This is a genomic window from Pseudoalteromonas sp. XMcav1-K, assembly GCF_044005875.1.
Classification (GTDB): Bacteria; Pseudomonadota; Gammaproteobacteria; order Enterobacterales; family Alteromonadaceae; genus Pseudoalteromonas; species Pseudoalteromonas spongiae.
Genome location: NZ_JBIPJE010000033.1, coordinates 177479 through 189730, shown reverse-complemented (window position 1 = coordinate 189730; position 12252 = coordinate 177479). Strand labels below are relative to the sequence as shown.

At 38.0% G+C, this 12252-nt stretch carries 12 protein-coding genes; 10 read left to right on the top strand and 2 right to left on the bottom strand.

The features are described from left to right. Window positions 1–125 precede the first annotated feature (125 nt). Both ampE and ampD read right to left on the bottom strand, forming a co-directional pair. The gene (gene ampE, locus ACHSBP_RS06050; RefSeq protein ID WP_395388353.1) at window positions 126–974 is read right to left on the bottom strand and encodes a beta-lactamase regulator AmpE; all 849 of its coding nucleotides are present in this window, start codon (window positions 972–974) and stop codon (window positions 126–128) included. A gap of 11 nt (window positions 975–985) precedes the next feature. Then, the gene (gene ampD / locus ACHSBP_RS06045; protein WP_395388352.1) at window positions 986–1528 is read right to left on the bottom strand and encodes a 1,6-anhydro-N-acetylmuramyl-L-alanine amidase AmpD; all 543 of its coding nucleotides are present in this window, start codon (window positions 1526–1528) and stop codon (window positions 986–988) included. A gap of 245 nt (window positions 1529–1773) precedes the next feature. Between ampD and nadC the strand changes: the two genes are divergently transcribed. The 10 genes from nadC (at window position 1774) to yacG (ending at window position 12248) form a co-directional block, all read left to right on the top strand. After that, the gene (nadC, locus tag ACHSBP_RS06040; protein ID WP_395388351.1) at window positions 1774–2628 is read left to right on the top strand and encodes a carboxylating nicotinate-nucleotide diphosphorylase; all 855 of its coding nucleotides are present in this window, start codon (window positions 1774–1776) and stop codon (window positions 2626–2628) included. 389 nt (window positions 2629–3017) lie between these two features. Continuing rightward, window positions 3018–3413, top strand: a complete 396-nt coding sequence (locus ACHSBP_RS06035) for a type IV pilin protein (protein WP_010561742.1) — start codon at window positions 3018–3020, stop codon at window positions 3411–3413. 58 nt (window positions 3414–3471) lie between these two features. Then, complete coding sequence (locus tag ACHSBP_RS06030; protein WP_010561743.1) at window positions 3472–4584, top strand: isoprenylcysteine carboxylmethyltransferase family protein; 1113 nt, start codon at window positions 3472–3474, stop codon at window positions 4582–4584. After that, complete coding sequence (locus ACHSBP_RS06025; RefSeq protein WP_010561744.1) at window positions 4575–5459, top strand: hypothetical protein; 885 nt, start codon at window positions 4575–4577, stop codon at window positions 5457–5459. Before ACHSBP_RS06030 ends, ACHSBP_RS06025 begins: the two co-directional genes overlap by 10 nt. 72 nt (window positions 5460–5531) lie before the next feature. Continuing rightward, entirely contained in the window at window positions 5532–7217 is a 1686-nt protein-coding gene (pilB, locus tag ACHSBP_RS06020) for a type IV-A pilus assembly ATPase PilB (protein ID WP_010561745.1), read from the top strand. Window positions 7218–7287: 70 nt separating this feature from the next. After that, window positions 7288–8517, top strand: a complete 1230-nt coding sequence (locus ACHSBP_RS06015; RefSeq protein WP_010561746.1) for a type II secretion system F family protein — start codon at window positions 7288–7290, stop codon at window positions 8515–8517. 6 nt (window positions 8518–8523) lie between these two features. Beyond that, window positions 8524–9408, top strand: a complete 885-nt coding sequence (locus ACHSBP_RS06010) for an A24 family peptidase (protein ID WP_010561747.1) — start codon at window positions 8524–8526, stop codon at window positions 9406–9408. 1 nt (window position 9409) lies between these two features. Beyond that, a complete protein-coding gene (gene coaE, locus ACHSBP_RS06005; RefSeq protein ID WP_395388350.1) occupies window positions 9410–10003 on the top strand; it encodes a dephospho-CoA kinase in 594 nt (197 codons plus the stop codon). A 161-nt stretch (window positions 10004–10164) separates the two neighbouring features. Beyond that, window positions 10165–11847, top strand: coding sequence for a type IV-A pilus assembly ATPase PilB (pilB, locus tag ACHSBP_RS06000; protein ID WP_395388349.1), 1683 nt, complete (start codon window positions 10165–10167; stop codon window positions 11845–11847). 167 nt (window positions 11848–12014) lie between these two features. Next, window positions 12015–12248 (top strand): DNA gyrase inhibitor YacG, encoded by a 234-nt coding sequence (gene yacG / locus ACHSBP_RS05995; RefSeq protein ID WP_395388348.1) that lies wholly within the window; start codon window positions 12015–12017, stop codon window positions 12246–12248. Window positions 12249–12252 lie beyond the last annotated feature (4 nt).

Genomic DNA, 12252 nt, shown 5'->3' with positions numbered 1-12252 from the left:
AGGGTTCAGGGTTCAGGGTTCAGGGTTCAGGGTTCAGGGTTCAGGGTTCAGGGTTCAGGGTTCAGGGTTCAGGGTTCAGGGTTCAACAAAATTCTGAACCTGAACTCTGAAATCTCAATTCTTTTTTAACCTACCGACCCCAGTAAAGTAAGAATTGCAATTGCCGCTAGCATTAGCAGCATGTTTCGCTTTACCAAACGCACCATGCATTTAGCTTCAAAGCTGCAGCCGATAAACTCTTGTTCTACACATTCAGCGGCATGGGCAATGTCACCGATGACTCGTCGATTTGGTACTGAAAAGTTAAATACATATTTTAAATAAGTTGCCGTACCTTGGCTAAAGTTACCAATAATTAAATAACCAAAGCTGACAATGCGTGCCGGTAACCAGTCAAGCCAATAAAGGGTTTTATGAAGCACCTTTTTGTGTTTTCGAAAGGCTGATTCAGGGTCATTACGAGTCAGGTCTGCAAAATTTCGAATTAACGCATAACCAAGTGCACCACACACACCAAAGATAACAAACCAAAAAATAACCGCGCCATAATAACGGAAGTTAATCCATGCGATTGTTTGACCGACTGTTTCACCACCCTCCTGTTCAGTACGTTTTTGACCTAATTGAAGCGCATACAGTGTTGCTGCTTCTGCATCATCTCGCTGCAGCGCGTTTAAATACCCCTTGTATTTCTCACGCAAGTAAGCACAACCAAAACACACGAGTAACACAACCACGTTAATCGCTAGTTCAAGCAAAACAAAATCAAACGTTTCACTTACGGCAAAGAGCAACAGCACCGGAAGTAATAGCCAAATAAAGAAATCCACTCGACGCGAGTAAATCTTACTAAATAAACCGTTTGACTCACTTACACTAATAAAATGCTTAACATAGGTATTAAGCTGCCATGCATCTTCTTTTGCGGCTAGTCTTTCAATAATAAGTGCTAAGATTACTGAAATTAAAATCATCTTGTTCTCTGCTACGTTAATGAGGCATGAAAGCGGGCCCAATCAAAGTGTGGGCCAGGATCTGTTTTCCGACCTGGCGCGATATCACTATGACCCGTGATCGCTTTTGAATTTAACTTAGGATAATGTTTTAAAAGCATTTTGACCAGTTCTTCAAGGCTAGCATACTGCTCATTTGTGAAAGGAACATGATCGCTCCCCTCTAATTCAATACCGATACTAAAATCATTACATCCCTGCCTACCTTTATACTCAGACACACCAGCATGCCACGCCCGTTTATTAAATGGCACATACTGAATAACTTCGCCATCGCGGCGAATTAAACAATGCGCTGATACTTCAAGCCCTTCTAAATCTGAAAAACTCGGGTCCGCCTTGCAATCCAAACAGCCTAAAAATAAATCAGAAATATACGGTAAACCAAACTGACCTGCCGGCAACGAAATATTGTGAAGTACAACTAGAGAAATATCTTGTTCATCTGGTCGTTCATTAAAATGAGGAGAAGGTAAAAAGCAAATACCTTGTAATACGTGTTGTTCTATTTGCATGTTTCGAAGTAGCCTGCAGAAATTAGATTTAGATTAACACTTGCCGAAAGAAATCTGAAATCTGAAATCTGAAATCTGAAATCTGAAATCTGAAATCTGAAATCTGAAATCTGAAATCTGAAATCTGAAATCTGAAATCTGAAATCTGAAATCTGAAATCTGAAATCTGAAATCCAATAAAATCATAGCCAACTTAAAATCAACACGATAAAATTGTTACAATTTTCATTTTCTGTAATTTCACTATGGCTCTCTCTCAACAATTAATTTCTCAACTCGTTAAATCTGCACTCGACGAAGACTTAAACTACCAAAGTGCTGATGGCGATATTACCGCACAGCTTATTCCAGTAACTCAACAAGCAAACGCAAAAGTAATTACACGCGAAGCGGGTGTTTTTTGTGGTAAACAACTTATTTTAGAGGTATTTGAACAGGTAGATCCAAGCGTAACAGTGAATGTATTAGTTGACGATGGAGAAGTCATTGAAGAAAACCAAACGTTATTTACCGCGGTTGGTAATGCACGCGCTATTTTAACTGCTGAGCGCACCGCGCTTAACTTTGTTCAAACACTTTCAGGCACAGCAACGATTACCGCCCACTATGTAAAAGAGTTAGTTGGTACAGGAACACAACTGCTCGACACTCGAAAAACAATTCCGGGATTACGCTTATTACAAAAATACGCAGTGAAATGCGGTGGTGGCGAAAATCATCGCATCGGATTATTTGACGCCTTTCTAATTAAAGAAAACCACATTGCTGCCTGTGGTGGCATTGAGAATGCGGTAGCACAAGCGAAAACAAATCATCCAGACAAAAAAGTAGAAGTAGAAGTAGAAAACTTAGCAGAACTACAGTTGGCTCTTGATGCTGGTGCAGACATTATCATGCTTGATAATTTCACAGTTGAGATGATTAACAAGGCGGTAACAATCACTAACAAACGCGCCAAACTGGAAGTGTCGGGTAATATGACATTAGAGACTTTACGCACCTATTCTCAAGCAGGTGTCGACTTTATTTCTTCAGGTGCTTTAACAAAACATGTAAAAGCGCTTGATTTATCAATGCGTTTTGAAAATAATGGCGACTAATTAGTGAACTTTAACTTTTTTCATACAGAAAGAGCAATCCTTTTGTATTAATTTAGGAACATGTAAGCTAATTGTAAAAAAAGATGCTACACAAGTCATAAATGTCGTGCTAGCATCTCATTAGAAATAGCGAGTACAGGAAGTACAGGCTAGTAATAAGGAATTAGTTTTGTTCCTAGTAAGCCAACTTAGTAGTACCTTTAGGTGGTTTTTAGAGACAAATTAATAATTTTTTATGGTTTGGTATTAATCGCTTAGGGAAAAGTTACTAATACTTACTTTCTCATTAGAGAAGTTTAACTATACTAATTAATGGAATGAGTATGCTCTGTTTAACAGGCAGCTCTTTTTAATAACTTAGCCCCATAAACACTCGTTAGAGGTACATTATGAAAAACATGAAACAAACAGCCCAAAAGGGTTTCACACTAATCGAATTAATGATCGTTGTTGCAATCATCGGTATTCTTGCAGCAGTAGCGATTCCACAGTATCAAAACTACACTATCCGTGGTGCAAACAACGCTTGTTCTACTGACGCAAAGCAATGGATGACAGAAAGCGCAATCAAGCTACACGCAGCAGAAGCTGCACGTGCTTACGCTGGTAATGCGTGTACACCGAGCATCACAACTCCACTAACACTTTCAAGCACAGGCGTTACAATGGTCGCTGTAAGCCCTGGTGATAAAACTTATGTAATCGATATGACAGCTGGTACTGTAACTGAACAAGCTGCATCATCATCAAGCGGTGGTGGTTCTACTGGTGGTGGTTCTTTATAATAGTTTAATCAAAATTAAATTATGTTGAGAGGAGCTTTATCGCTCCTCTTTTTTATTTATGAACAAATTATATTTTTCAGGTGTTAGCGCCGCTCTTTTTATCAGTGTCGTTTGGCTATTATTAATAACTATTCCCAAAAGTGAAACGCCAGTAATCAATGCTGAATTTATAGCTGTTATTTTTAATTTTTGCATCGCTTTTATTCTAAGTTTAAATTTTTTTAAGATAAAAAGATTCAATATAGATACTAAGAAACTAATAGGTATTTTCTTTGTAAGTGTAGGGGTTATTGTTGTTGTTAATATAATCTTTTTAATAAACTCAAGTGGTTATTACTTTCTTGAAAATCGAACCTATTACATTCCCTTATTTCTAATTTCTCTACTATTATTTGAAGGCTTATCTCGTGATACTTATTTAGAAAAGTTTGGTGAAAAGCTCATTGCTGATAAATCAAGCGATATTAATTGGCGATATTTTGTTTTATCACTCTTCATCAAAGTATTTTTTGCGTGTTTTTTATTCGACATACAAGTAGAACTTATACAAGCACTTTCTTTAACTGATATATTAAATAAAAGTAACGTAAATTGGTTTAACTCCCTAATTCAATTAGGCTTACTTATTGATGTCAGTATTGCGTTGATCGGATATATATTCGCTGCTAAATACTTTAAAAATAGCATAAAGAGTTTTAATCCTTATTTAACGGGTATTGTTGTTTGTTTTTTATGCTACCCCCCTATAAATGATTTAGTTTCAGATTTTGTGAAAGCCCCTGATAAGTTTGTATGGACACACTGGCTCGAAAAAAACACGCTTTTGTATTGGTTTTGGGGATGTTTAATAACTGTTACTTGGACCATTTATTTTTGGGCTACTATTTCATTCGGCAATACATTTTCTAATTTAACTTATCGGCGACTTATTCACTGGGGGCCATATCGCTATTGCGCTCATCCAGCTTACTTGGCTAAAAATATTTACTGGTGGTTAATGTCAGTTCCTTTTGTTGTTACAACCAGTATCCTAGATACCATAATCGCAGTTTTAGTTATTCTATTCTGGAATGGTATATATTACTTGCGAGCGAAAACGGAGGAAATGCATTTAGCACAATACCCAGCCTATCGCCAATACCTAAAGAAAGTGCCAATAAAATGCTTATAAAATATGTAGCCTTTGCATTACTTTTATCTCCAATTTCAGTGCTTGCGGAACATCAACTTAAAATTTGGTACAAATTTAACGATGATAAAATTAATGGTGAATCGATAAATAATGTTTACCAATGGGCTTCCATTGCAAAGCCAATTACTTATAGATTGTTTACCTATCATATAACTAAAGATACAGTCTCTCTAGCAGCTTTCAGAAGCTGCCTGTATAAGCAAAGCTATAACCCTCTCATATTGCTTGATCACACATCTCAATATCCACAATTGACTAATAATATATTTGATGAGCAAGCCATAGAAGCCCAATATAAGAAAGCACTAGTTAGTAAGCCTTTTAATACCTATCGAGTTAATTATTCAAACTTGAATTATTTACTAATTGGTAAAGAGATGGAGTGTGTAACTGGTAAAGACTTTAAATATTTACGTCAAAGCGCTTGGTCAAACTGGACAAAGACAAAAATCTTGCCGAGTCGTGCGTCTAAATACCCTTTACCTCCATCGTTTGATTCTGTTGGAAATATGCTTACTTCGCCTGTAGGCCTATTTCGTTTTGCTGAAAATTTTATAAAGTGTGCCAATAAAGAGTGCAAAGAGTATCCTGTTGATTTCGACGACTGTGTTTTTGATACATACTGCAATGGTTTTTATGTTCAAAACGTATTTAACAATAAAGTTTTTCAACACAAAGGAAATCTACCAGGTTTAGAAACATTACTTTTAATTGACCCGAAAAATCACTTAATCATTCTTCTGCATTTAAACCACCCACATAACCATCGATTATTTAGCACATCTAGCTTTTTGATCATTCTGAAAAAAATATACAGTGAGTTAAAACTCATTTCTAATGATAATGTCTATTAATTTATTTACTCCTTGACTAAGAAGTAATTATTTTGTGAAATAATCGCAATATGCAGCTAAAAAAATAACTCAATGCAACTATCTTCTCCTCTAATTCGAAAACTTGAAAGCTTTGGGTATCTTGACCGCTCAACTTTAGCAAATAATCATCCCGATACCCCTCTTATTGAACGCCTTTGTAATGCGACACAGTTATCAGCGAAAGAACTGGCGTTTAAAGCTGCTAGCTTGTTTTCAGCACCTTTACTTGAGTTGAATAATTTTGACCTCGATTTTGTTCCTGACGGGAAAGAAAGAAACGAAAAGCTTATAAAAAAGCATAAAGTGCTCCCAATCGCATTAAAAGGCAAAACTCTCTATTTAGCTAGTGCGGACCCTACAAATTTTGATGCGTTTGAAGACTATGAGTTTAATACAGGTTTACAAACTGAAGTGGTGGTGGTTGCATACGATGAACTCAACACCGCAATAGATTCATTGTTTGAAAAGAGTGATGGAATAGAGCTAAGCGATGATCAGCTCAATGAGTTGAGTGGCGTAACTTCGGATATAGATAACAAAGCTGACGAAGAAAGTGATGTAAATGCAAAAGAAGATGACGCTCCAATTATTGTTTACATTAACAAAATTTTAATGGATGCAATTAAGCGCGGAGCTTCAGATTTACACTTTGAGCCCTATGAACACGTTTACAGAATTCGATTTCGTGTTGACGGCGTGTTACATGAAGTTGCTAATCCTCCTATAGGCTTAGAGAGTCGAATTTCAGCACGTATCAAAGTAATGTCTCAACTTGATTTAGCAGAAAAGCGAAAGCCACAAGATGGCCGTATTAAATTAAAAATAACGGCTAAAAAAAGCATTGATTTTCGTGTATCGACTTTACCAACGCTTTGGGGTGAAAAAATTGTAATGCGTATTCTTGATTCATCGAGTGCTATGCTTGGCATTGATGTATTAGGGTACGAACCCGAACAAAAAGAGCTTTATTTAAATGCACTTGCACAACCACAAGGCATGATTCTTGTTACAGGCCCTACAGGCTCAGGTAAAACAGTTTCTCTTTATACAGGTCTAAACATTCTTAACAAACCGGAAAGGAATATTAGTACCGCAGAAGATCCTGTAGAAATAAATTTAGTTGGTATTAACCAGGTTCAAATAAATGCTAAGGCAGACATGACCTTTGCCAATGCGCTTAGGGCCTTCCTGCGTCAAGATCCGGATATCGTAATGGTAGGTGAGATCCGTGATTTAGAAACCGCTGAAATATCTATCAAAGCAGCACAAACTGGTCACTTAGTTTTAAGTACTTTACATACTAACTCCGCACCTGAAACGCTAACGCGTTTAATGAATATGGGGGTCCCCTCATACAATATCGCAAGCTCTGTAAGCTTAATCATTGCTCAGCGTCTAGCAAGGCGTCTTTGTCCAGTTTGTAAAGAACCTGAAACTCTTCCTGAAGAAGAGCTATTAAAACTTGGATTCACAAGTGAACAAATATCTAACCTACAACTATTTAAGGCTGTAGGTTGCGATAAATGCACAGAAGGTTATAAGGGCCGTGTTGGTATATATGAAGTAATGCCAATTACACCAAAAATTGCAGAGATTATTATGCGAGGTGGTAACTCTTTGGAAATTGCAGCAATTGCAGAGCAAGAAGGTATTAATAATTTGCGAAAATCTGGATTAGTGAAAGCAGCTTCAGGTGTGACAAGTATTACAGAGATAAATCGCGTAACGAGCTATTAATGCCTAGAAAGATAAACTAGATAACACTAAACTAATAGAGCCTTTAATGATTTGAGATTAAGGATAAAAAATGGCAAAAAAAGAGAACAATAAAGGCCTAACTACATTTTCATGGGTAGGGGTCAACGCACGCGGAAAGCGCATGGAGGGAGAATTAAATGGCCCCAGTATCGCAATCGTAAAGGCTCAACTCCGTAAACAAGGAATCACCCCGTCCAAAGTTAAGAGAAAATCTCAAACCTTTGGAATGAGCTCTGCTCCTAAGATAACCCCTAGAGACATCGCTGTATTAACAAGACAGATAGCAACAATGTTAACCGCAGGCGTATCACTAATTCAGGCCTTGGATATGATAGCTAATGGGTCCGAAAATAAATCTTTACAAAAGTTAGTAGTTAAAATAGCTGATGAAGTTAAAGCCGGTGATCCTTTAAGTAAAGCACTACGAGCCAACCCTAAGTATTTTGATGAACTTTACTGCGACCTTGTTGAATCAGGCGAACAATCAGGTGCACTAGATCATATATTCGATAGGGTAGCGCTATATAAAGAAAAAGCAGAAGCCCTTAAGTCAAAAATAAAAAAGGCAATGTTTTATCCAATAGCGGTTCTTACGGTTGCATTTATCGTAACGGTGATTTTATTAATATTCGTTGTACCACAATTTGAGCAAGTATTTGCCGGTTTCGGAGCTGAATTACCAGCTTTTACACAAATGATTGTGAGTATATCTGAGTTTATGCAGGCCTATTGGTGGGTGGTGTTTGGCATTATTGGAATAAGCTTTTTTCTGTTTAAAAAAGCCCATCAATCAAACAAACAAGTTCGAGACAATACAGATAGAGCAATATTGAAGCTTCCAATTGTTGGCATGATCCTAAACAAAGCTGCAGTAGCGCGTTATGCGCGCACTTTATCAACCACATTTGCGGCAGGTGTCCCATTGGTTGACGCGCTGCAATCTGCAGCCGGAGCTTCCGGAAATGCTGTATATCGAGATGCAATACTAGAAATTAAAAATGAAGTCAGCTCTGGTAACCAAATGAACTTCGCCATGAAGAACACCGGCGTCTTTCCTGATATGGTTATCCAAATGGTAGCAATTGGTGAAGAGTCTGGCGCAATCGACGATATGCTTGGAAAAGTTGCTAGTATTTATGAACAGGAAGTAGATGATGCTGTAGATGCACTTTCTAGCCTTCTTGAACCCCTCATTATGGTTGTTTTAGGTGTACTAGTTGGTGGTTTAATTGTCGGTATGTACTTACCTATCTTCCAATTAGGTCAAGTAATTGGTTAAATATTAATGAATTATATTGTTGAAGCATTTACATTAGCACCTTGGCTATACTGCGTAACTGTTTTTCTAGTAAGCATATGCATCGGCAGTTTTCTAAATGTTGTTATCTATCGTTTACCAAAAATGATGGAAAACGAATGGAAAGCTGAATGCAGTTTGCTACTTGCTGATAATCTCAAAACACCTTACGAGGCAAGCACAAAGGCATTCAATTTAATTACGCCTAGTTCAACCTGTCCTCACTGTAATACACAAATTAAACCTTGGTTTAATTTGCCGGTATTTGGTTGGTTATTTTTGCGTGGTAAAGCGGCCTGCTGTGGTAACAAGATTTCAGTTCGCTACCCAAGCATTGAGCTTTTAACTGGTCTGTCTGGCCTTGTGATAGCGTATTATTTTGGCATAACTGAGCAAGCCGCTTTGTACTTAATACTGACATACGCACTAATATCACTTATTTTCATTGATATAGACCATATGTTATTGCCAGACCAAATTACTTTGCCATTACTGTGGTTGGTATTAATAGCGTCAGTTATGGGACTTACGATTGAACCATCACAAGCTATTATTGGTGCAGCTGCAGGCTACCTCGTTTTTTGGTCAGTATATTGGGTATTTAAATTACTTACCGGCAAAGAGGGTATGGGCTATGGAGACTTTAAGCTAATGGCTGTTTTTGGTGCTCTTTTAGGCTGGCAGTATTTACCCATGATAGTGTTAATGTCGAGCCTAGTGGGCGCGGTAATTGGGGTTACGCTTCTTTCGATTCAAGGGAAAGACAAAGCAACACCGATTCCATTTGGGCCTTATATTGCAATAGCTGGCTGGATTTCCCTGATTTGGGGTGAACAAATCCAAACCGCTTATTTTAATTTCTTAACATTATAATATGCCAGTTCCAGTAATCGGATTAACCGGTGGCATTTCCACCGGAAAGTCCACTGTATCAAACTATTTCAAAAAACTCGGTATCACTATTGTTGATGCGGATGCGATAGCAAAGCAAGTTGTTGCACCTAACTCATCCAGCCTTGAAAAAATTAAAGTACACTTTGGTTCTCGGATTCTTTTAAATAATGGCGAACTCAATCGAGCCGAACTCAGAAAGCTTATCTTCGCCAACGAATCCGAAAAACTATGGCTTAATAACTTACTGCACCCAATTATTCGCCAAGAAATCTTAAAACAATTAAATGCAGAAAGAGGGCCCTACGTTATTTTGGACGCGCCTCTGTTATTCGAAAATAACCTTGATAAGTTATGTGAAAAAACACTAGTAGTGGACATTCCCGAGGAACTGCAAATTATACGAGGTAGTGAGCGTGACGGTGTCAATCAAGAACAAATAAAACAGATTATTGCAGCTCAAATGCCTAGGAGTATAAAATTAAAAAAAGCAGATTACGTTATTGATAACGCATTATCATTGGATAACACATATGCTCAAGTAATGGCAATTCATCAAAAGCTATCAAACAGATAAAATCTCTGTATTCATATCGTAAACAATCAGTAGCGAATTCATAGTTTGCTCGCAAAGTAAAACTTCACACCCTAAAACATTATAATTTCCTGATTTTTCGTAAAACTTGCAATCCAAGTAATCTCAACAACACTTAAAGTAGATTGATTTGGAGGCAAGTGATGAATGTAAACTCTCCGCTTATTCGTAAATGTGTTGCAATGGGGTTTATCGCGCATGAACAAGTAATCTCAGCCGCGAGTTCAACCACACATATTAGCGAGTTTATCTTAAACAACAGTAAACTTTCATCAAAGCAATTAGCAGGATACTGTTCTTCTTGGTTTAACTTACCCGTCCTAGATATTGCCACGGTAGAGCCTAGCAGCATACCGCTTGATGATATCAGCGAAGAGCTAGTTAAAAAACACCATTTGTTACCCTTATCAAAGTGTGGAAGAACTTTATTCTTAGCCACATCTGACCCAACTAATTTTGATGCCTTCGAAGACTTCGAATTCAACACAGGCCTTCAAACTGAAGCTATAGTTGTTGACTTCAATGCGCTCGAGCAATTTATTGAAACAATATTTAATAAAACTGATGACTTGGCAATATCAGATGAAGAGTTTGAGCAATTTGGCGATATTGAAGTAACTGATACCGAAGCTAACTTATCTGAAGACAGCGCACCAGATAAAGACGATGCCCCTATCATTGTCTATATCAATAAAATTTTGATGGACGCGATACGTAAAGGTGCATCAGATTTACATTTTGAACCTTATGAAAAATCCTATCGTATCCGTTTTCGCATTGATGGCATTTTACATGAGGTAGCATCACCGCCACAAATGCTATCGTCACGCATTTCGGCCCGTGTCAAAGTAATGTCTCGTTTAGATATTGCAGAAAAACGTAAACCACAAGATGGTCGTATCAAATTAAAAATTACAGCAAAGAAAAGTATCGATTTTCGAGTCTCTACCCTACCCACCTTGTGGGGAGAGAAAATTGTAATGCGTATTTTGGATTCGAGTAGTGCTATGCTCGGTATTGATGTGCTTGGTTATGAGCCAGCGCAAAAAGCCATGTATTTAGAAGCACTGTCACAACCTCAAGGCATGATCTTAGTTACAGGCCCCACCGGCTCAGGTAAAACGGTATCACTCTACACCGGCTTAAATATTTTAAACAAAGCTGAGGTTAATATTTCCACAGCCGAAGATCCTGTCGAAATAAACCTTGTCGGTGTGAACCAAGTGCAAATAAACCCTAAAGCAGATATGACATTTGCAAACGCACTTCGCGCTTTCCTTCGCCAAGATCCCGACATTGTTATGGTTGGTGAGATACGTGATTTGGAGACCGCTGAAATCGCAATAAAAGCAGCGCAAACAGGTCACTTAGTATTAAGTACGCTACACACAAACTCAGCACCCGAAACTCTTACTCGCTTACTCAATATGGGCGTACCCGCGTACAATGTTGCAAGTTCTATTAGCTTAATCATTGCACAACGCCTTGCTCGACGCCTTTGCAATAATTGTAAAACACCTGAAACCTTACCGATCGAAGAACTCAAGTCGCAAGGCTTCACTGATCAGCAGATTGGCAATATTACGTTATTTAAAGCTGTTGGATGCGAACATTGTACTGAGGGTTATAAAGGTCGAGTCGGCATCTATGAAGTAATGCGAATTACCTCTGAAATATCACAAATCATTATGTCGGGCGGAAATTCTTTGGATATCGCCAAAGCATCATTAGCGAGTGGATTTAATAGTTTACGACTTTCAGGTCTAGAAAAGGCGGCGTCAGGGGTGACTAGCCTTGCCGAGATAAACCGTGTTACCAGTTACTAAACGCTTGAATTGAGGGTTTACGTTACGCAATGAACTTTGGGTTGAAGAACTATGAACCATATCCGCATTGCCTAGGCAGTATTGAACGGCTGATTTAAACCAAGCGCTTTACTCAAACATAGTTATTCTCTAACATTTGCACTATCAACGTAATTGAAGTTATTTTTATGCCAACAACAGTAAAGTGCCCTACTTGCCAAAAAGAGGTTATCTGGCAAGAAAGCGCAAAATTTCGCCCTTTTTGTTCTAAACGCTGTCAGCTTATTGATTTGGGCGAATGGTCAGAAGAAAATCATACGATTTCCACACCTCTGACCCCCGATCAAGCATTTACTCCTGAGTCTATCGAAGACATCGAAGCAATGCTTGCTGCAAACCAAGAAGGCTTTTTTAAAGATTAATTAG